The sequence below is a fragment of the Flavobacterium sp. GCM10023249 genome (assembly GCF_042653365.1).
Classification (GTDB): Bacteria; Bacteroidota; Bacteroidia; order Flavobacteriales; family Flavobacteriaceae; genus Flavobacterium.
On record NZ_JBHSHZ010000016.1, the window covers coordinates 214,279 to 236,321 of the forward strand.

Genomic DNA, 22,043 nt, shown 5'->3' on the forward strand with positions numbered 1-22,043 from the left:
AAAACTCTAAACCATTAATTTTCAACACCTAATTCCGCTTTATTTACTTCAAAAAGGGTAAACTCAACTTCTTTTCCGGAAGCATCTAAACATTTTCCGGATGTTAATTTTCCAGCATCATAGATTTCCAATCGAATTAAAATACCATTTTGATCGTACCCTTTAAGCTCTCCCTGTAATTGATTCATTTTGAAAAAAGCTTCTAATTTTAATTTACCATTCGGATAATACATAATGCATTTCCCATCCAAAATAAAATAATCCATATCAAAACATTCAACTTTAGAAAGCAACTTTCCTTCTATATTTTTTCCGAGTATATAGCCGTTATTAAAAATTTGATTGGTCGTATAATAATAAAACTTTCTACTGGCTTTTAGACTATCTGTCTTTTTGCCTATTTCATCAAGGAATACTTTCTTAATCAATTTTTCCTTAATATCCTTCTCATAAAAATACTCATACTTTTGTTTTATGGATTTATCAAAAAATTCCTTTTCCAATAACAGTTTATTGGTATCGAAATAGTATTTATTTTTTACGTTAACCTTTTTACCGGTTTTGAACTCAACTAAAACCGTTTCATTTTTCTGCCATTCATATTTACTCATTATTGAAAAGCGATCTGATTCGACACCATTTCGAAATTGGACATGAGTTACTTCTCGTTCCAGCCAATTCGGTTCGTAAGTTTTTATTGTTTTTTTAAACAATTGATTACTGAGGAAATCCGTCTTTTCTACTACTGTTGAGTTGAATAAATAGTTCGTTTCGCTGACTTTCTGCTGCTTCGAGTCGAATCTTTCTTCTTTGCTTAATTTTCCGGATACTGCATCGTAACTATATACCGTGTATCTGTCAATATTTCCATTTTCAAATGAATTGAATTGTATACATCTTTTATCATTATAGCTATATTCACCAATTTTAGTAACCGGAACATTCGTTCTGTAATTAACCTTTTTCAAAAGCAAAGGTTGACCTAGCTCATTAAAGGTTGTGATTTTAAAGTAGGAAATATCAGCAGTCCCATAAGTCATACTTACATTTTCCTTAATAGTTCGTATCTTTAGTTTGGCATATAAGGAATCTGATTGATACGGACTTTCAATAAATTGTTGGGTATAACTTACCGATGTAATCACCAAAAAAAGTAGTGCATAAATATTTTTTTTAATTTTCATTTTCAATTTATTTCTAAATAAGTTATTCATCACTAAAGCATTACCACTCAATCCCGATTTTCCCTTTTTCTTCCAAATAAAAATTGGTTTGTTTAAAATGATCATTCCCAAACCAAAAACCCCGATTCGCACTCAGTGGTGAAGGATGGCCGCTCTCCAAAACCAAATGCTTTTCACGATCAATTTTGGAGCCTTTTTTTTGAGCAAAACTTCCCCAAAGTAAAAACACAACATTTTTAGTAGTATCGGAAAGGTAGTGAATGACACTGTCAGTGAATACATTCCATTTCAAATGTTTGTGACTATTAGCCATATCTTTGCGAACAGTCAATGAAGCATTCAACAACAAAACACCTTGCTTTGCCCAATGTTCCAAATTACCCGATGTAGGAAAAAAAACGCGATCATATTCACTATTGATTTCTGTAAAAATATTTTTCAATGACGGCGGAATTGCCACTCCATCATTGACAGAAAAACACAAACCGTTTGCCTCTCCTACTCCATGATAAGGATCTTGTCCAATTATTACTACTTTCAAATCCTCTAATTCAAACTGGTTAAATGCATTAAAAATCAATGCTTTCGGCGGAAAACAAATAGTATTCTGGTATTCTGCATCAACCTCTAACATCAATTCTTTAAAATAAGTTTTCTGCATTTCGGTTTCGAAAAAAGAGTACCAAGAAGAGTGTACATTAATCTGCATTTTCTGTGAATTTTAAGCAAATATATTACTTTGAATCTTTGTAACTTTGCTTACTTTATCACTTTCTGTTAAAAAATGATTTCAATACATACTAAAACCCTACAAGACTTACAATTTCAAACTGTTCTGGAAACCATTGCAGAACTTTGCATCACCGATATCGGGAATGAAAAAGCACAGCATATTGCCCCCATAAGAGACAAAGAGGAGTTAATGCAATCTCTTTTACAAACCTCAGAATATAGAGCTTCGTTTGACAACAATAACGCTTTACCTAATCACGGTTTTGAACCCATTACAAATGAAATTAAATTCTTAGCCATTGAAGATAGTTTTTTAGAATTGGCAAGTTTTCGAAAAATCCACTCCATATCTGAAAACACGAATCTTTTATTGCAGTTTTTAAAGAAATTTCAGGATTATTATCCTGCTTTACATTTGAAATCAAGTGCGATAGAAATCACAAAAGATATTACTAAATGTATCGATGCAGTTCTCGATAAATATGGCGAAATCAAAGACGATGCGACTCCTGATTTACTGGAAATTCGTCGTAATATGAATGCGATTCGCGGCAAAGTAAATCAAAGTTTCGGATTGGCTTTGAGTCAATATAATTCTTTAGGCTATTTGGATGAAATCAGAGAAACCGTCGTAGAAAACCGACGCGTTCTTGCCGTTTTAGCAATGTACAGAAGAAAAGTGAAAGGTTCTATTTTAGGAAGTTCTAAAACCGGAAGCATTGCCTACATCGAACCCGAAGCAACATTACGCTACTCAAGAGAATTGGCTAATTTAGAATACGAAGAACGTGAAGAAATCATCAAAATTCTAAAGAATTTGACCAATTCAATTCGTCCGTTTTTATCCCTATTGATTCAATATCAAGAGTTTTTAAGCGATATTGATGTGATTTCCGCGAAGGCAAAATACGCCAGAAAAATAAATGGATTATTGCCAACTATCACGGAAGAACGCAAAATATATTTCCGAGAGGCGTACCATCCTATTTTGTATTTGACCAATAAAATCAAAAAGGAAATTACCTATCCACAAACCTTTGATTTTAATCCTGAGAACAGAATTGTAGTGATTTCCGGACCGAATGCTGGTGGAAAAACCATATCTATGAAAACGGTTGGATTATTGCAATTAATGCTTCAGTCGGGTATGTTAATTCCTGTACATGAACGAAGTGAAACCTGTTTGTTTGATCGGATCATGACAGATATTGGCGACAACCAATCCATTGAAAATCATCTAAGTACATATAGTTACCGATTGAAAAACATGAACTACTTTCTCAAGAAGTGCAATGATAAAACGTTGTTTTTAATTGATGAATTTGGTACTGGATCCGATCCCGAATTGGGTGGTGCTTTAGCAGAAGTTTTTCTTGAAGAGTTTTATCATCGTGAAGCTTTCGGGATTATTACAACACACTATTCCAACCTGAAAATGCTGGCAAACGAATTGCCCTTTGCAACGAATGCGAATATGCTTTTCGACGAAAAATCATTGGAACCTATGTACAAATTAGTTCTTGGTCAGGCTGGAAGTTCCTTTACTTTTGAGGTAGCGCAAAAGAATGGAATACCTTATGGTTTAATCAACAGAGCCAAAAAGAAAATTGAAGGTGGTAAAGTACGTTTTGACAAAACCATTGCCAATCTTCAAAAGGAACGTTCTAAATTGGAAAAAACTTCTCAAAATTTAAAAGAAGAAGAAACCAAGGCTAGAGAAGAAAGCAAAAAGATGGAAAACATCAATGCTAAAATCCAAGACAAGTTAGAACGCTACCAAGAATTGTTTGATGCTAATCAGCGTTTGGTCTATATGGGTCAGAAAATCGATGATATCTCCGAGAAATATTTCAATAATAAAAATAAGAAAGAATTAATCGGTGAATTTTTAAAAATGGTTGAAATTGAAAATTCGAAGCGAAAAAAATTGACTGTAAAAGAGAAGAAAGAGAAAGAAGTCATTGTTAAAAAAGTCATCGAAGAAGTTCAAGTTAAAGTTGAAGAAATTCGCAAGGAAAAGAAAGAGAAGAAACTAAAAGCTAAAATTGAAGAAGAAAATAAACCTAAAGTAATACTTAAGGTTGGCGATCGAGTGCGTATGATTGATGGGAAATCAATCGGTACGATTGATACAATTGAAAAAAATAAAGCTACAGTGAATTATGGTATCTTTACTTCAAAAGTAAGTTTAGACCAATTGGAATATATACAGCCTAAGTAATATGGAAGGAATACCACAAGATAAAAAAATAATTCTTTTTGATGGTGTATGCAATTTGTGCAATACCTCCGTTCAATATGTTATCAAACATGACAAAAATGATTTGTACCGATTTGTAGCATTACAATCTGAACTTGGACAAAAAATAATCAAACATTTAGGTATTTCCCAGAGAAATATAGATAGTATTGTATTGTATGAACCCGGAAGAGCTTATTATTACAAATCGGCTGCAGCGATTAGAATAGCTGGTACACTTGGTGGATTTGTCAGTTTACTTTCAATATTCAAGTATTTCCCTTCCAAAATCAGTGATATTGTATATGATTATATTGCTAAAAACAGATACAAGTGGTATGGTAAAAAAGAATCTTGTATGAATCCCACACCCGAATTAAAGGCTAAATTTTTATAACAAAAAAGCGACCAATTGGTCGCTTTTTTATTTTGTATATCTGGTCATTATTCTTTTTCCCATTTACCTACAACTGAAGTCGCTAAAGCATTTCCTAAAACATTTGTTGCACTTCTGAACATATCACAGAAGTGGTCAATAGGTAAAATTAATGCGATTCCTTCCACCGGAATATCGAACATTCCACAGGTTGCAGCAACCACAACCAAACTCGCTCTTGGTACACCGGCAATTCCTTTACTGGTTAGCATTAACACCAAAAGCATCGTCATTTGCGTTCCAAGATCTAAAGGAATTCCGTAGGCTTGCGCAATAAAAATACTGGCAAAAGTCATGTACATCATACTTCCGTCTAGATTAAACGAATAACCTAAAGGTAACATGAACGATACAATTTTGTCTTTTACTCCGAAACGTTCTAATTCCTCAGTTAATTTAGGAAAAACCGCTTCACTGCTTGTAGTACCAAATGCAATAAATAATGGACTAATTATATGCTTCAATAACACCATCATTCTGTTTTTCAAAAACAAAAACCCAATTAAAAGCAAAACGATCCAAAGTGAAGATATTCCTACCAAGAATGAACCAAAATATTTGGCATATGTAAACAGTAATTCTTCCAAATCACGAATAGCAAAAACCCCGGCAATCGCTCCGAAAACACCAATAGGAGCAAATTTCATCACATAGTTTACCATTTTTAAAATGATATGTGAAGTTTTATCCAATGCATTAATAACCGATTTAGAGTGATCTCCTATAGATGCAGCTGCCAATCCGAAGAAAATAGAGAAAATTACAATTTGTAATATCTCATTAGTCGCCATTGCCTCAACCACACTTTTGGGGATAATATGCTCCACAAAATTCTGAGCAGAAAAATGCTGAGTTTTTTCAGTCACTTCTGAAGCGGCTGATAAATCAACATCCGATAAATTCAATCCAGTTCCTGGTTCTAAAAGATTAACCCAGAACATTCCTATCAATAATGAAATAAACGAAGCGGTAAAAAACCATCCCAATGCTTTACCACCGATTCGCCCCACAGATTTGATGTCACCCAATTTGGCAATACCCACAACCAAAGTGGTAAATACTAGCGGAGCAATAATCATTTGTACCAAACGAATAAATATTGTCGCAAGCATTTTAATATACCCACTAAATTCTTTTGCTGTTTCTGGCAGATAATTATTATGAACAAATATTCCTAACACTGCTCCCAAAAGCATTGCTACTAAAATTTGTACAGTTAAATTCGAAAAAATGTTTTTTTTCTTTTCCGGTAAATTGGCTTTATGATTCATTATTTTGTTTGGTAAATTTTGTTTAGTAAGTAAAAATCGGTCATAACCATAGCTGCCATTGCTTCCACGATAGGCACTGCTCTGGGCACAACACAAGGATCGTGTCTTCCTTTTCCTTGTTGTTCTATCAGTTCTCCTTTATTGTTTAAGACTTCCTGCTTTTGCAAAAGTGTTGCAACCGGTTTAAAAGCCACCCGGAAGTAAATATCCATTCCATTGCTGATCCCGCCTTGAATTCCACCTGAAAGGTTAGTTTTAGTGGTTCCGTCTTCATTAAAAGAATCATTATGATCGCTACCTTTCATTTTGGCACTACAAAAACCACCACCGTATTCAAAACCTTTTACAGCATTAATGGAAAGCATTGCCTTTCCCAATTCGGCATGCAGTTTATCAAAAACCGGCTCACCCAATCCAATCGGCACATTTTGAATGACACACGTAACGGTTCCGCCAACAGTATCACCTTGTTTTTTGATCTCCTTAATATATTGCTCCATTTTATCGGCAGCTGCTAAATCAGGACAACGCACCGGATTCGCTTCAATATTTGAAAAATCTAAATCCTGATACGGTTTGTCGATAAAAATCTCACCCACGGAGGAAACAAAAGCTGTTATTTTTATATTCGGAATTACCTGTTTGGCAATAGCTCCAGCTACTACTCTACTGGCCGTTTCACGTGCAGAACTACGTCCACCACCACGGTAATCGCGAATTCCGTATTTTTGTTCGTAGACATAATCGGCATGACTGGGGCGATAGGTATCTTTAATATGGGAATAATCGTCTGATTTCTGATTGGTATTGGGAACAATGAAACCGATTGGAGTACCGGTAGTTTTTCCTTCAAAGATTCCTGATAAAAATTGTACTTCGTCTTCTTCTTTACGTTGTGTAACGATAGTTGACTGACCTGGTTTACGTCTTTGCATTTCTGTTTGAATTGCAGTAAAGTCCAAGTCGATACCCGGAGGACAACCATCGATAATTCCACCCAAAGCTTCCCCGTGAGATTCGCCAAAAGTGGTTATCTTGAATATAGTCCCGAATGAATTTCCAGCCATTTTATTTGTTTGAAAACAAAAATAAGATTTCTAATCAATCTTTTAAAGTTTAAAGTTGGAAAACTTAACCAATTTGTAACATTCTAAAAATATAACAAATCTCTAAAATTTTGTAAAACCATCCCTGTAAAATGCTATACCTTTGATTATCAACATGAAATATATGTAATTGCATTTATTTTCTCTAAATATCATAAAAACAGTTGCTTTTTACGGTATAAAATTTTGATTCGGGAACAATATTTGTAAATTTACTTTCGTTAATGAAAACTAAACAAAAAAAATCATGAGAAAATTATTTTTATCTGCCTTTATGTTATTAGGTTTAGCATTTAGTGCACAAGCACAAGACATTTCCAAAAACGCTTTAGGTTTACGTTTGGGTGATAATGACGGATTTGGTGGGGAAATTTCATATCAAAGAGGATTATCTAAGAAAAACCGTTTAGAATTTGATTTAGGATGGAGAACCAGCAATCATGTAGACGCTTTGAAATTAGCAGGTTTGTACCAATGGGTTTGGAACATTGATGGAGGTTTCAACTGGTACGCTGGAGTTGGGGCTGGTATAGGTACATGGAGTACTGATGATTACTACATTGGAGGGAATAGATATGAAGGCAACAGTGAAGCTGTTCTTTTTGCAGCTGGAGATATCGGAATTGAATACAATTTTGATGTGCCTATCCAATTATCATTAGACTTTAGACCTGAATTTTATTTTGGTGATAAATTAGAAGATGATTTCGGTCCAGATATCGCTTTAGGTATCAGATACCGTTTCTAATAATTAAAAAGCCTTCTAAAAAGAAGGCTTTTTACTTTTTATTGAATTGAGTGCCTGATGATAGACCTCCTCGTATTTTGGAACAATTTTATCAATTTGAAATTGTTTCGCAGTTTCCAAAGCATTGGTTTTAAATTGAGCTAGAATGGCATCATCAGTAAGTATTTTCAAAGCATTTACTGCCATATCTTCAACATCACCTACATTACTTAAATATCCCGAAATTCCATTAATATTTACTTCAGGAAGTCCACCCGTATTACTCGAAACAACAGGAACACTACATGCCATGGCTTCCAACGCTGCTAAACCAAAACTTTCGGTTTCGGAAGGCAACAAAAATAAATCGGAATAACTTAAAATCTGATTGATTTCATTACTGTTACCAAAAAAGATTACTTTATCTTGAATACCTAATTTTTCACATAATTCTTCTGCCACTCTTTTTTCTGGACCGTCACCAACCATCATCAATTTAGCTGGAATTTTTTGTTGAATTTTATAAAAAACCTTGACTACATCTGGAATATTTTTAACTTTTCTAAAATTACTAATGTGCGTAATAATGCGTTCCTCGGATTTCGCCATAACAGAACGTTTACATGTAACATTTTCTTTTATGGTTTCGTCGATTTCGATAAAGTTCGGAATTACTACAATTTCATTTTTCAAATCAAACAAACGAACTGTATCGTCTTTCAAACTTTGTGAAACCGATGTTACCACATCCGACTTATTGATACTAAAAGTTACTGCTGGCTTATAGAATGGATGATTTCCTACCAAGGTTATATCTGTTCCGTGAAGTGTAGTTACCATAGGTATTCTAATTCCTTCATCTTTCAGCATTTGTTTTGCCATATAACCGGCATAGGCATGCGGAATAGCATAATGCACATGAAGTAAGTCGATTTTATATAACTTCACCATATCAACCAATTTACTGGACAAAGCCAATTCATACGGCTGATAATGAAACAAAGGGTATTCAGGAACGTTTACTTCGTGGTAATGTACATTCGGATTTAACAATGCCAAACGCACTGGTTGTCGGTAAGTAATGAAGTGAATTTCATGTCCACGACGGGCTAATTCTAAGCCTAATTCAGTAGCTACAACTCCACTACCTCCAAAAGTTGGGTAACAAACTATTGCAATTTTCATGTTACGAATTTAGGCAATAAAAAAAAACTCGTACTTAATTTTTGGTTAAAATTAACGTATTAATTTAGAATCGCATCGTAGATTATTTGTTGTATTTTTTCGCGGATATTTTCTTTGGAAAGCTTATTTACAGCATTACTATCTGGGTAAGTTCTATTCGACAAAAAGACATAAATAATTTCTTTCTCTGGATCGGCCCAAGCAATTCCACCTGTAAAACCAGTATGACCGAAACTTGAAAGTGAGGCACAGCCGCAAGTAGGTGCATCACCTTTCAGTTGTGGTTTATCAAAGCCAATGCCTCTCCTATTCCCTTCTACGCAAAAATGGCATGTATTAAAGTCATCAAAGGTTTGTTCAGAAAAATAATGAACACCTCCATAATTTCCTTTTTGCAAGAAAAGCTGCATCATTTTAGCAATATCTATACTGTTTGAGAATAATCCAGCATGTCCAGCAACACCGCCTTGCATAGCAGCTGCCATATCATGTACATATCCTTGGACCACGTCATGTCTAAAATAAGTATCTTTTTCAGTTGGCGGAATAACATCCATGTCAAACTTTTGCAACGGATTGTAAGTTGTACTCGACATTCCTAATTTTGAAAAGAAATTTTCCTGAGCCAATTGATCTAAAGATTTGTTATGATGCGTTTCTAGGTATTCTTTCAGCAAGATAAATGTAAAATCACTGTATTTGTACTCCTTTTTTGGAAGTAATTTACTTTTCATGATTTTGGCAACAATGGAATCCTTGTAGGAATTAGAGAGAAATAAATTTTCCGACACTTGAATTTCGAAACCTTTAGATGCTGTATTACGATAGTATTTTTTTAAAGGTTGTTTTGTAATCGAATCGATAGTTGCTTTATAAAAGGGTTCCCAGGCTTGAAGACGTGCATAATGTGTTAATAAATCTTTAAACACAATAGAGTCTTTATCTGTTCCTCTTGCTTTTTTTACCATTTCACCCAAAGTAGTATTCATGGTGATTTTTTTATCATCATAATCCAACATTACATTTGGGAGTGTTCCGATAATTTTAGAAAGAGATGCAATATCATAGATATCAGAATTTTTTACTTTAATATCTTTTCCATAAGTATGATATCCAAAAGACTTTTGATAAATAACTTTTCCTTTTCTAGCAACTAAAACTTGAGCACCCGGAGCAATTTTATCTACAATTGCTTGATTAACGATTTTATCGATTTCCTTCAATTTTTCCGAATTCATACCCACTGTTTCAGGATTTGTAAAACCTAAAACATTCAGTTTTTGAGTTTCCAATCCGTGGCCAACCTTATACTCATCATTTATAGAAACCGGGAGTTTTCCTTTGGAACCTAAAGCACCGAATAAAATCTCAGCAGAAACTTCCTGTGCCACTTCACCATTTTGATAGGAAACCACAATACTTTCTATGTGGTCCATGTTTTTCAAAGGCATTAAAGCGTAGGGTTTTGAAAATACATTTAAAATTACATGATGATTCTGAGCAATTTTATCTATTAATTCAATTTCTTTTGCAGAAAATTCATGCTTTTTCCACCATGTTTTGTCCGAAACGTGAAAGCCAATGATAACCTTATCATAGCCTTTCAACTCAAGGTTCAAACTATCTATATTTTGATGAGCTACTTCTGTTACTTCAGTATATTTTTTGATTGTGGTCAAAAATTTATTACCGGAATCATCACCCAATTTAATATATGCAATCTTAGTTTTGGCTAAATTAGTCAGTGGTAAAGTGTGATGTTCGTTTTTTACTACCGTTACTGCATTTTCATACAATTTATACAAAAGTCCGTTACTGTAAGGCGTATTAATATCCTTAGCAATATTGGTCAAATCAATCGGTTTGTAATGATTTAACCCCGCTTTGTATTTGAATTTTAATATCTTTTTAACGGAATGCTCGATACGTTCGTCAGTAATTAAAGTATCATTATAGGCTTGGGTGAATTTTTGTATCGCTGTTGGAACATCTTCTGCGAAAAGCATAATATCATTACCTGCCTGAAACGCAGCCAAATCAATTTCTCCTGGTTTTTTAAAGTTACTTGCACCCTTCATATTTAAGGCATCGGTAAAAATCAGCCCTTTAAATTTCAATTGGTCTTTTAAAATATCATTGACAACATGGTAAGAAATCGATGTTGGGTAATTTTCTCTTGGTTCCAAACTAGGCACATTTAAATGCGCAACCATTACAGAAGCCAAACCCAAATGAAACATTTTTTTATAGGGATACAGTTCCACTTCATTGATTCGTTCTTCAGTAAAATTAACCATTGGTAAAGTATGATGCGAATCAGTTTCTGTATCACCATGACCCGGAAAATGTTTACCTGTCGCAAAAACGCCTTGATTTTGAATACCTTTCATTAGAGCAACCGCTCTTTTCGTAACTTCTTCTTTATTTTCACCAAAGGAACGGTTACCAATAATTGGATTATTCGGATTGGTATTGATATCCAAAACTGGTGCAAAATTAAATTGAATCCCCATTCGTTTGGCTTCTTTGGCCATTTGACCGCCTAAATCTTCTATCAATTTCATATCCTGAACAGCACCCAAAGTCATATTCCATGGATACTTGTAGGTCGAATCTAAGCGCATACTTAAACCCCACTCCGCATCATTACCAATAAACAAAGGGACTTTCGAAGAAGCTTGAAAACGATTCGTTAACTTCGCTTGACGTCCCGGACCACCTTGAAAGAAAATCAATCCACCAATTTTATATTTTTTAACGAGTTTATCAATAGCATTAAAATGAACAGTATCCTTATTTGAATAGGCCGCAACCATAAAGAGTTGTCCTAATTTTTCATCAAAAGACAATGAATTGTAAATGCTATCTACCCATTTTTTTTCACTAGGAGTATCTTCAAACAAGTTAAATCCTTCCAAAGAAGGATCTTTAAATTCTTGAACAATTGTATTTTCGGAAACGGGTGTTACAGTTTTAAAACCACTTTTTTTATTGACTGAACAATTGACAGCAAAAAAAGTGATTGCAAAAATCAGAAGTAACTTAAAACCGGTATTTTTCATTATGATATTTTAAAAGAAACGACTATGCCAACTGTCTTCAGCTGGAATTTCCCATGATTCGTTAAATTCTTGAATGGTATTGATTAGATTATTGAAAACAATGGTAGAACCAGAAACCGCTTTGTCTTTGGCCATTTTCTTAAATTCTAATAAAGTTTTGTGAGCAATGAATTCACCATTTTTAAAAGTAACATTCATTTTATCCAATAAATCTACTTCGTATTTGCTCTCTAAATTTTGAATAAACCGAACAGAGCTATCAATAGAACAACCTGTTGCAGCTTGTACTTCCTGGTTTACGGCGAAAATAATAAATCGATTGTATTTAATAACATAAGAAGCTTCAAGGCTCGTTCCGTGTGCCGACCAATTGGACACGAAATCTTGTAAAGCAGCATCGATTTCAACTACTTCATCGTCTGTAAATTTTCTATTCGATTGGTAAATCCAAATTCGGGATTCTAGGGGTAAAGTATCAAAGTTTACTAGCATAATTTCCAACTAAATTACAAAAATAGCCTTTTAGAATTATAATGTAGTAATCTTAAATATTTTTTAGCATAAAAAAATAAACCATTGAGCTGGGGACGCAATGGTTTATCTACCTATAAACAAACTAAAAAGAAAATAATATAAAAAAAACCTAGTCTCTGATTGCTATTACAATCCATTTTTGAATGGAGCCATCGTATACCATTTCTACAGTACCAATACCAGAAGTAGAGGTTGATGTACCTATAGTATCAATTGAATTTGCTGGTGTTGATGACAATAAATGATCAATTTTCATATTTACCGGAGAAGAATTGTATAAAATTACATGTCTTCCTGTTGAGCCTCCTGCAATTCCTGCAATACTGAAGTTAGCTGTAGCTCCGGTGAATCTAAAAATAACCACGTCACTATTTACACCAGTAAGATTTAAATTCAGGTTATCAAAAGTATAATTGGATACTGGTGTAATAATTGGAACTGAAGCTACTCCATAAAAAGCAGTATTCACACTAGAAGTCAACTCATTGGATGACAATGCAAGACCCTTACCAATTTTCACATCAGCCAAAATTCCCTGGCTGCAAGTACCAGTTAACTTGGTTGTCGATGTTGTGTTGCTAGTGTTTGAAACTCTCATAGTACCTTCCACATGAAGTGTCGATAAAGGTGTTGAAGTTCCGATCCCAACTTGAGCGAAAAAGCTCATTTGTGAAAAAAGCACGAATACCACGCATGCTATTTTCGATGAGTAATTTTTTTTCATAACCCTTTGTTTAAATTTGTGTTACTCAAAATTACATCCTTAATAGCAAACTTCATAAATTACCCGATGAAAAACCGTAAAATTTGTTAAAAAACAATTAAATCGACAAAAAACAAATTAAACCGACGAAAATTAAGTAAAAAACAAAAATGCCAGAATGTGCTTCTGGCATTGTAAACTATAAATAGTAAAAATTTTACAAATCTTGTGCGTTTGCAATCAATTCGGCAACATCAAGTACTTTGACATCGTGTTCACGATGCTTGGCTTTAGTTCCGTCTGTTAACATCGTATTACAGAATGGACAACCTGCTGCAATAATTTCAGCTTTAGTTTCCAGTGCATCTTCAGTTCTTTCTACGTTGATGTCTTTATCACCGTTTTCTGGTTCTTTAAACATTTGCGCTCCACCGGCTCCGCAGCACAAACCGTTTGCTTTAGAACGTTTCATTTCTACCAATTCGGCATCTAATTTTTCAATTAAATCGCGTGGTGCTTCATACACTTTATTGGCACGTCCTAAATAACAAGGATCATGGAATGTTATTTTTTTTCCTTTAAACTGACCACCTTCAATAGTTAAGCGTCCAGCGTCTAATAATTCTTTTAAAAATTCCGTATGATGAACCACTTCATACTTTCCACCCAATTCAGGGTATTCATTTTTTAACGTATTAAAACAATGGGGACAAGCTGTTACAATTTTTTTAGCTTCATAAGCATTAAGTACTTCAATATTCATGAAAGCCTGCATTTGAAACAAAAACTCATTACCTGCTCTTTTTGCAGGATCACCAGTACAACCTTCTTCAGTACCCAATACTGCAAATTCAACATTTGCTCTATTCAATATACGAACAAATGCTTTAGTGATTTTTTTAGCTCTATCATCAAAACTACCTGCACAACCTACCCAAAATAAAACTTCCGGCTGTTTTCCCTGAGCTAACATTTCGGCCATTGTAGGCACTATTAAATTTTCTGACATACAATTTATGTTTAATCTTTGGTTAGGTTTAACTATTCTCGTTTTCGTCGTCAAAGACTTCGATGGTTACTTGTTTTTCGATTAAATCGGTAAATTTCCCTCTGTATCGGGTTGCTTTTACCAAATGATTGTCAATCCAATGGTAATTTCCACCTCGTGGTTTACCCATAATCATACCATGGTATTTAAAACCGTGTTGTTTCAACCAAATTTCCGTATATTCTCTATGCGCTTCTGTTCTTGAAGTGAAGAAGAAGATAATATGTCCTTCATCATACCATTTATTCAAAGTAGCCAAAGCATCCGGATATACCGCAGCTGTCAACATTCTTTCCGGTTCTTCATTGGGAATATCGTCACAGATAGTTCCATCAATATCAATTAAATAATTTTTAATTCCTTCAGGCAAGATGGGACTGATTGCATGACCATCCTCAGACGCTGCAAGTAAATTCTTATCTAAATCTTGTGTATTCATTATTGCTCGTCTTTCCAGTTTAATCTATCCATTTGGCTGTACTGCCAAGGTGCACTATTGTTTTCAATATTCGTCATCATTGCGTTTAATGACATTGGAGCCGCACTTTGTTCCATTACTAAGTAACGACGCATATCCATAATAATGGAAAGCGGGCTGATATTTACAGGACATTCTTCCACACATGCATTACATGATGTACAAGCCCAAAGCTCTTCCTGAGTGATATAATCGTTCAACAAAGATTTTCCATCAGGGATAAAGACACCTTTATTTTTATCCATATTATCCCCTACTTCCACCATACGGTCACGAGTATCCATCATAATTTTACGTGGAGACAATTTTTTTCCAGTTTGATTTGCAGGACATGATGAAGTACAACGCCCACATTCTGTACAAGTATAGGCATTTAACAGTTGTACCCAGTTTAAATCCTGAACATCCGAAGCACCAAATTTACTTGGAACTGCATCAGCATCTACTGGAGCTGCAGCAAAAGGATCAGCATTAGGATCTAGCATTAATTTCACTTCGTTTGTTACACTTTCCAGATTATCAAATTTCCCCAGTGGATTCAAATCGGCAAAGTAAGTATTTGGGAAAGCTAAAATAATATGCAAATGCTTCGAATAATATAAATAATTAAGGAAAGCCATTACCATCATAAAGTGCCCCCACCATCCTACTCTTTCTAACAGGTGTAAAGTTCCTTCACTTAATGAGCCGAATAAAACTGGTCCTAAATGTTGAGAAACTGCAAAATTAAAAGAGCCTTGTCCTTCAAAATGCGATTTCCCCATATTGTAAAGCACTTCATCAGTTCCATTCATCGTGAAAATACAGCAAACTAATACAATTTCCATGATCAGAATCAAATTCGCGTCTTTCATCGGCCAACCTAATAATTCTGATTTATTTAAACGTGGTAATTTCAATAAATTTCTTCTAGACAAGAAGGCAACAGTTGCAATCAAAGCCAATAAAGACAAAACTTCAATAAAACTAATCAAGAATGTATAAAACCCTCCTAAAGCAGGTTTGAAAAAACGATGTGTTCCAAAAACCCCATCAACTAAAATTTCAAGTAATTCAATTTGAGTAATCATAAAAGCAGCATACAATGCAAAATGCAACAAAGCCGGAACTGGGCGTGTAAACATTTTCTTTTGACCAAGTGCCACTAGCGCCATATTCTTCCATCTTTCGGAAGAATTATCGGAGCGATTTACTTGTTTTCCTAATTTAATATTGCGGATGATTTTCTTTACATTTTTAGCAAAGAAACCTCCTCCTACAGCAAGAATGATTAAAAATACGATACTACTTAAATAATTCATATTGGTTTATTTGGTTATGTTTTGGTCTGTTTACTTCTTATTTAGGTTGTTCTTCCGGCGCTTTATAAGGTTTCTCTTTTTTTCCAAAAACTGAAACGTTCACATAGCGTGTTGGGTGTAGACGTACATCTTGTAGTAATAACTCCAATTCTTTTGATGTTTTGGATAAATTAGTATAAAGTGCATCATCTTTCATTAATTTCCCCATAGTTCCTTTGCCCGATTGCATATCTGTCAACATTTTATTGACATTTCCTAAAGTAGCTTCCAGATTATTCACTGTTTCTGAAAGCTTTGCTTTTTCAAGATCAGAAGTAATCTTAGCCATACTTCCAGATGCTTTTTCAGCATTGGTTAAAGTATTGCTGATTTTTTGATTATTTTCAGTCATCAACGCATTAACTTGAGCAGTGGCTTTGTTTAATTCTGTCAATGTTTTACTAAGCTGATTAATACTAGCTTTGATATTCGCTTTGGTTTGCTCATCCAAAACACTATTAACATTAATCATTAATTTATCAGCGTTGGTTACCAATCCGTCAATTTTTTGTTGCGTTGGCGCTAGTTTATTACCTAAAGAAGCTGTAAGTCCTTGCTTTATATCTGCAGAGAGTTTATCACCAGATACCGCTAAAGTTTTATCTTCAAAATTAGGAATAATTGCAATTTGTTTACCTCCGATAAATCCCGGCTCATAAATTTGAGCTATGCTGGATTTTGAAATTGGAAAACTCTCTTCGTTGATTTGCATTTCGACCAAAAGCTTTCCATTAGGGTTTAGTGTTATGGTATTAACCTTACCAATAACTTTACCACTTATGGTTACAGGAGCCGCAGGTGCCAAACCTTCAACATTATCATATTCTACAAATAACTTTTTATGATTATTAAACAGATTGCTTCCTTTTAAAAAGCTGTATCCCCAAATAAATAATAAAAGTGACGCAATAACTAGTATTGCGGTTTTAATTTCTCTTGTTAATTTCAAAATCGTCTTGTTTTAAGCAAAATTAATAATTTAAAGCTTTCAATTACTTATTCTTTACTGCTTCGTTCAATGAAATTTTAATTCCGTTTTTAAAAGGAACTATAAATGCAGAATCATATCCCTTTGTTTTAGCAACTGCCAAAAGTTTTTTAGAAGCTTCATAGTCATTAGTTTCTCCATACAAATATTTGTAATAATCACCTTCTAATAGCATCGAAATATTGTCCAAACCATTAAAATTTTCTGATTTCAATTCAATTAAATTTTTACTTGCTTTAATCTGAATTTTATAAACAGGTTTGTTTTTATTTATTGCCAAAGTTTTATTTTCTACCGCTTTGATTGCTTCTTTGGTTGTTTCCTTTACTACTAGAGTTTCTTTTGCCGGTTTGTTTTCAACCACTTTTTTGATCGAATCCTTTTTAACCGGTCTTTCCGATTTCTGAATATCCAATACTGGCACAGTTCCTCCAAAATGATCTACTTTCATTCTAAAAATAGCATCTGCGATAGATTTTGCAACATTTGTTTGACCTTCTTCCGAATTTAAATAAGCACCTTCATCTTTATTTGAAATAAATCCCATTTCAATCAAAACTCTCGGCATGAATGCTTTATGCAGTACCATGAAAGGAGCTTGTTTAACACCGCGCACTTTTCTGTTCAACTTCACATCAAAATTATCTTGAACACGGTGTGCAAATTCAATACTTTGATCAAGATATTCTTCCTGAATTATTGTTGCACTAATTAAAGATTCTGGTGAATTCGGGTTATATCCTGCATACTTTTGTTTATAGTTATCCTCTAAAGTAATTACGGCATTCTCTTTTTTCGCAACTTCTAAACTTGAAGCACTTTTCGAAAGTCCCATTACATACGTTTCTGTGCCATAAGCCTCCGTGTTTTTGTTGGCATTACAGTGAATGGAAACAAATAAATTGGCGTCAGCTCTATTGGCAATATTTGCTCTTTCCACTAAATCTACAAACACATCCGACTTACGAGTATAATTTACTTGAATAGACGGATCTTGTTCCAAAATTTTTCCAAGTTTAAGCACAACTCCTAATGCAATATTTTTTTCAACAAATCCGTGGTAAACTGCTCCAAAATCATGATCACCATGTCCTGCATCAAGCGTTACTTTAAATTTTGTATTGGTTTGTGCAAAAGCGGATGAAACTAAAATTAGCGATACAATCGATAAAGCCTTTTTAATTACTGTCATTTTCATATCAATATCTTTTATATAGACCCAAAGGTTATAATTTTATTAAATGCTTAATTATTTTTAAAAATAGATGTAAGTTTGTCACTTCAAAAATTAAGCCATATTTTTACAAAAATAGCATTTATAGCTTTGCGTACAAACTTATTTCATATCGTTTTATTACCAATTTTATTAACTCTTGGTGTTTCAAAAACTTATTCTCAAGAGTTACCTAAAAAAAACAATTCAATATCTACTGATAAACAGAAAGATAGCCTAAATATTGGTTTAAAGAATGTTGTTAGCAGTAAAGACACAATTAAAAGTGATTCTGTCAGAAAAAAGAAACCTTTATTGGATGGAAAAATAAAATACAAATCCAAGAAGTACGCAAAAATTAATCAAAAAAAGAAGCAAATCACACTTTTTGACGAAGCTGAAGTATATTATAAAGACATTGAACTGAAGTCGGGTATCATCGTTATTGATTATGAAAAAGATGAAGTTTATGCCGGTAAAATTAAAGACTCGGCTGGTGGTCCTACTCAATATCCTGTATTCAAGCAAGGGCAAAATATTGTAGAACCCGATTCTATTCGATTCAATTTTAAAACCAAGAAAGCTTTAATTTGGAACTCTAGAACTGATCAAGGTGAATTCAGAGTTAAAGGTGAAATTACTAAAAGAGAAAATGATTCTGTATATTTTATCAAAAATGCCCGTTTTACTACTTCTAAAAACTTAGACGATCCGGAATATTACTTTCTTGCTCGAAAAATCAAATTAGTACCAGGAAAAAAAGTCGTAGCAGGTTTAACCAATTTAGTTATTGCGGATGTACCAACGCCAATTGGGGTTCCTTTTGCTTTCTTTCCGATGACGAACGAAAGTACATCAGGTATTATACTTCCCACTTTTGGTCAAACGAATCAACAAGGTTATTTTCTACAAAACGGTGGTTATTACTTCGCGATAAGTGACAAAATTGATTTAGCCCTTTTAGGTGATTACTATACAAACGGTAGTTACGCTTTCCGAGCTGAGAGCAGTTATGCCAAAAGATATCGTTTCAGAGGAAATTTCAATTTCAGATATGAAAATCAAATCACAGGTGAAAGAGGATTACCTGGATATGCAAAAACGAACCTTTACAATATTCAATGGAGCCATGCTCCAGATTCAAAAGCCACACCTAATTCGAGATTTTCAGCTTCAGTAAATTTAGGAAGTCAAAAATATTATCAAAGCTCTTTCAATCAAGTGAATAATGCTAACTTTTTGAATAATACGTTAAGCTCTTCTGTTTCTTATTCCAAAACGTTTAATGTTATTCCACAAGTAAACCTTTCCTTAACGGCCACACATTCACAAAATACAAACACAGGCGTAATCAACATGACTTTGCCAACATTTCAGGCTAACGTTGATCGTTTTTTCCCTTTCGCAGGAAAAAACCAAACTAAAAAGGGAATCATAAAAAATCTTAGTCTTAACTATAGTGTACGTGGTGAAAACAGAATTTCTACAGTTGATTCTTTATTTTTCAAACCTGAGATGTTTAGAAATGCTCAAAATGGTTTGCAACATACTATTCCTTTAACAACCAATTTTAAGCTTTTCAAATACATTAATGTTTCAGCAACTTCAAATTATCTGGAAACATGGTACATGAAAACTATTGAGAAAAGGTTCAATACCACCGAAAATTCTGTTGAAGATGTTGAGAAAAATGGATTTGCTGCTTTTAGAACTTATAATTTTTCAACAGGATTAGGAACTACGATTTATGGAACTTTCAAATTCAATGAAAAAAATAAAATTCAAGCCATTAGACATACATTGAGTCCATCTCTTAGTTATAGTTACACTCCTTCATTTGATAGGTATTATGATAATTATATTATTGATGCTGCTGGTAATATAGCGCGTTACAACAAATTCGAAAAAGGAATTTTTGGCGGACCTTCAAATAGTATGAGTAATATCGTCAATTTCTCATTAAACAATACGTTCGAAGCTAAGGTAAGAGATAAAGACTCCACAAAAGTTGAGCCTAAAAAAATATACTTACTTAAAAATTTAAATTTTGATGTTAGCTATAACATGAACGCTTTAAAAAACAAATGGTCCGATTTGAATGTAAAAAGTGGAATCGATTTATTTGAAAATAAAATGAACATGAATTTTGGCGCTTCATTTAATCCTTATGCCATCAATTCGAATGGAGAATTAATGGAAATGTTCAACATTGACAATGGTGGAAGCTTATTCCGAATGACAAGAGCGTATTTCAATTTAAATTATTCGCTTACCAATAGAAATCAAAAATCAAAAGATGACAATTCTTTTAATAATAGAGGTTTAAGAAATGGAGGTCGAGAAGATAATTTATTCGGAACTACAACCGATTTTAGTGATCGCAGAAACAGCCAGTTCGACGATGATGATAAGGAAGAAAAGTTCGATGGTTTTTACAATGCAAAATTACCTTGGGATTTACGACTTGCTTACTCACTTACCTATTCCAACACCAAAAGAGAAAACAAAATCACACAAAGTTCATTAATGTTATCCGGAGATGTAGACATTACCCCAAAATGGAAGGCTGGAGCTTCATCCGGATATGATTTTGTACAAAAAGGAGTTACTTATACTCAATTAAGATTTCAAAGAGATTTATTGAGCTGGAGAATGGATTTTAATTGGAATCCATTTGGTGACAGAGCTTCATGGTATTTCTTCATCGGAATAAGTTCTTCCGTATTAAGCGATATTAAGTGGGACAAACGCAGTGTACCCGATAGAACACTTAACTAAAACATACATCTATCTTAAATAAAATTAAAAAGTAATGAGCAAAAAAGTAATTTTTACCGAAAAGGCTCCAGCTCCAATCGGTCCATATAGTCAGGCGATTTTGAGCGGAAACACCTTATACACTTCCGGCCAAGTTGCCATTAATCCTGCCAATGGTGAATTGGTTTTAGACAATATTGAAGTAGAAACCGAACAAGTAATGCAAAATTTGAAGGCGGTTTTAGAAGCTGCGGATATGACTTTTGATCATGTAATCAAAACCACGATTTTCATCATGAACATGGGGGATTTTGCCAGAATCAATGCGGTTTACGGAAAGTATTTTGATGAATCAAATGCACCAGCACGCGAAACTGTCCAGGTTGCTACATTACCTAAAAATGTAAACATTGAAATCTCCATGATTGCAGTAAAATAAAAAAAAAGCCATTCCTCAGAATGGCTTTTTTTATTATTGAATAACATCGTATTTGATATTATTAAATTTTCCTTCAGTAATTACAATTTCATCAGGAGTATTGACTTGATCTTGTAATTCTCCTACTTTCTCCAATACAGATGTAAAGGTTCCCGAAATCACATTATTGTTAATATCTTGCTGTGTTTTATAAATTGACACATCAGATGGCATGTGTTCTCCATACGTATTTCCACCGACTTTATAAGAAGTATAAAATAATCCCTGATTGTCATCTAGATTTGCGTTCTCATCTGTATACTCATTAGTATTAAATTCCTCATTCATAGAAGTACTTGCAATAGCAATTTGAAATGTATTGGAATTGTTTTCTGCTGAGATGTCAAACCTTTTGCCTGCACCATCAATATACGTTAAGGTAGCTGAAGTCACTCTTGCACTGATTTGTTCGCCATTAAATTTCATTGAGATGGTACCGTGATTAGTGTCATCTGATCCGCCTGAGCATCCAAGAAAAAGGGAAGCTACAGCTGCTAAAAAAAAAGTTTTTTTCATTTAAATAAAAATATTGATTTGGAGTCGCAAAAATAACCTATTTTTC

The 22,043-nt window shown here is 33.8% G+C and carries 19 protein-coding genes; 5 read left to right on the forward strand and 14 right to left on the reverse strand.

Annotated elements, in window-relative coordinates; translation table 11 throughout:
• Positions 1-14: 14 nt before the first annotated feature.
• Complete coding sequence (locus tag ACFO7M_RS14580; protein ID WP_379736463.1) at positions 15-1,184, reverse strand: toxin-antitoxin system YwqK family antitoxin; 1,170 nt, start codon at positions 1,182-1,184, stop codon at positions 15-17.
• A gap of 40 nt (positions 1,185-1,224) precedes the next feature.
• Positions 1,225-1,893: a uracil-DNA glycosylase gene (locus ACFO7M_RS14585; protein ID WP_379736464.1), complete on the reverse strand. Its 669-nt coding sequence runs from the start codon at positions 1,891-1,893 to the stop codon at positions 1,225-1,227.
• A 75-nt stretch (positions 1,894-1,968) separates the two neighbouring features.
• Here ACFO7M_RS14585 and ACFO7M_RS14590 point away from each other — a divergent pair, with 75 nt between their 5' ends.
• Together ACFO7M_RS14590 and ACFO7M_RS14595 are read left to right on the forward strand one after the other, a co-directional pair.
• Positions 1,969-4,137: an endonuclease MutS2 gene (locus ACFO7M_RS14590; RefSeq protein WP_379736465.1), complete on the forward strand. Its 2,169-nt coding sequence runs from the start codon at positions 1,969-1,971 to the stop codon at positions 4,135-4,137.
• Between the two features lies 1 nt (position 4,138).
• Entirely contained in the window at positions 4,139-4,552 is a 414-nt protein-coding gene (locus ACFO7M_RS14595) for a thiol-disulfide oxidoreductase DCC family protein (RefSeq protein WP_379712539.1), read from the forward strand.
• 47 nt (positions 4,553-4,599) lie between these two features.
• On the opposite strand, the gene ACFO7M_RS14600 is transcribed toward ACFO7M_RS14595, so the two are convergent.
• On the reverse strand, positions 4,600-5,862 hold the full coding sequence (locus tag ACFO7M_RS14600; protein ID WP_379712537.1) for a dicarboxylate/amino acid:cation symporter: 1,263 nt from the start codon (positions 5,860-5,862) through the stop codon (positions 4,600-4,602).
• Positions 5,862-6,929 carry a chorismate synthase gene (gene aroC, locus ACFO7M_RS14605; RefSeq protein WP_379712535.1) on the reverse strand — a complete coding sequence of 356 codons (1,068 nt, stop codon included), beginning with the start codon at positions 6,927-6,929 and terminating at the stop codon, positions 5,862-5,864. The genes ACFO7M_RS14600 and aroC overlap by 1 nt, the downstream gene beginning before the upstream one ends.
• A gap of 286 nt (positions 6,930-7,215) precedes the next feature.
• On the opposite strand from aroC, the gene ACFO7M_RS14610 reads away from it, so the two are divergent.
• Positions 7,216-7,716, forward strand: coding sequence for a hypothetical protein (locus tag ACFO7M_RS14610; protein ID WP_379712533.1), 501 nt, complete (start codon positions 7,216-7,218; stop codon positions 7,714-7,716).
• A gap of 15 nt (positions 7,717-7,731) precedes the next feature.
• On the opposite strand, the gene bshA is transcribed toward ACFO7M_RS14610, so the two are convergent.
• From bshA to ACFO7M_RS14655, 9 genes are all read right to left on the reverse strand, one after another.
• A complete protein-coding gene (bshA, locus tag ACFO7M_RS14615; protein ID WP_379712531.1) occupies positions 7,732-8,880 on the reverse strand; it encodes an N-acetyl-alpha-D-glucosaminyl L-malate synthase BshA in 1,149 nt (382 codons plus the stop codon).
• Between the two features lie 59 nt (positions 8,881-8,939).
• Positions 8,940-11,942 (reverse strand): glycoside hydrolase family 3 N-terminal domain-containing protein, encoded by a 3,003-nt coding sequence (locus ACFO7M_RS14620; RefSeq protein ID WP_379736467.1) that lies wholly within the window; start codon positions 11,940-11,942, stop codon positions 8,940-8,942.
• 9 nt (positions 11,943-11,951) lie between these two features.
• A complete protein-coding gene (locus ACFO7M_RS14625; protein ID WP_379736469.1) occupies positions 11,952-12,434 on the reverse strand; it encodes an ABC transporter ATPase in 483 nt (160 codons plus the stop codon).
• Between the two features lie 151 nt (positions 12,435-12,585).
• Positions 12,586-13,200, reverse strand: a complete 615-nt coding sequence (locus tag ACFO7M_RS14630; RefSeq protein ID WP_379712525.1) for a hypothetical protein — start codon at positions 13,198-13,200, stop codon at positions 12,586-12,588.
• Positions 13,201-13,396: 196 nt separating this feature from the next.
• Positions 13,397-14,188, reverse strand: a complete 792-nt coding sequence (locus ACFO7M_RS14635; RefSeq protein WP_379712523.1) for a (Fe-S)-binding protein — start codon at positions 14,186-14,188, stop codon at positions 13,397-13,399.
• Positions 14,189-14,216: 28 nt separating this feature from the next.
• Positions 14,217-14,666, reverse strand: a complete 450-nt coding sequence (locus ACFO7M_RS14640) for a phosphoheptose isomerase (RefSeq protein ID WP_379712521.1) — start codon at positions 14,664-14,666, stop codon at positions 14,217-14,219.
• Entirely contained in the window at positions 14,666-16,006 is a 1,341-nt protein-coding gene (locus ACFO7M_RS14645) for a 4Fe-4S dicluster domain-containing protein (RefSeq protein ID WP_379712519.1), read from the reverse strand. Before ACFO7M_RS14645 ends, ACFO7M_RS14640 begins: the two co-directional genes overlap by 1 nt.
• 37 nt (positions 16,007-16,043) lie before the next feature.
• Positions 16,044-16,994, reverse strand: coding sequence for an MlaD family protein (locus tag ACFO7M_RS14650; RefSeq protein WP_379736471.1), 951 nt, complete (start codon positions 16,992-16,994; stop codon positions 16,044-16,046).
• A 43-nt stretch (positions 16,995-17,037) separates the two neighbouring features.
• A complete protein-coding gene (locus ACFO7M_RS14655; protein WP_417384829.1) occupies positions 17,038-18,225 on the reverse strand; it encodes an N-acetylmuramoyl-L-alanine amidase family protein in 1,188 nt (395 codons plus the stop codon).
• An 81-nt stretch (positions 18,226-18,306) separates the two neighbouring features.
• Between ACFO7M_RS14655 and ACFO7M_RS14660 the strand changes: the two genes are divergently transcribed.
• Together ACFO7M_RS14660 and ACFO7M_RS14665 are read left to right on the forward strand one after the other, a co-directional pair.
• Complete coding sequence (locus ACFO7M_RS14660) at positions 18,307-21,024, forward strand: putative LPS assembly protein LptD (RefSeq protein ID WP_379736475.1); 2,718 nt, start codon at positions 18,307-18,309, stop codon at positions 21,022-21,024.
• A 34-nt stretch (positions 21,025-21,058) separates the two neighbouring features.
• Positions 21,059-21,442 carry a RidA family protein gene (locus ACFO7M_RS14665; protein WP_379712511.1) on the forward strand — a complete coding sequence of 128 codons (384 nt, stop codon included), beginning with the start codon at positions 21,059-21,061 and terminating at the stop codon, positions 21,440-21,442.
• 33 nt (positions 21,443-21,475) lie between these two features.
• On the opposite strand, the gene ACFO7M_RS14670 is transcribed toward ACFO7M_RS14665, so the two are convergent.
• Positions 21,476-21,997 (reverse strand): hypothetical protein, encoded by a 522-nt coding sequence (locus ACFO7M_RS14670; RefSeq protein WP_379712509.1) that lies wholly within the window; start codon positions 21,995-21,997, stop codon positions 21,476-21,478.
• Positions 21,998-22,043: the final 46 nt, after the last annotated feature.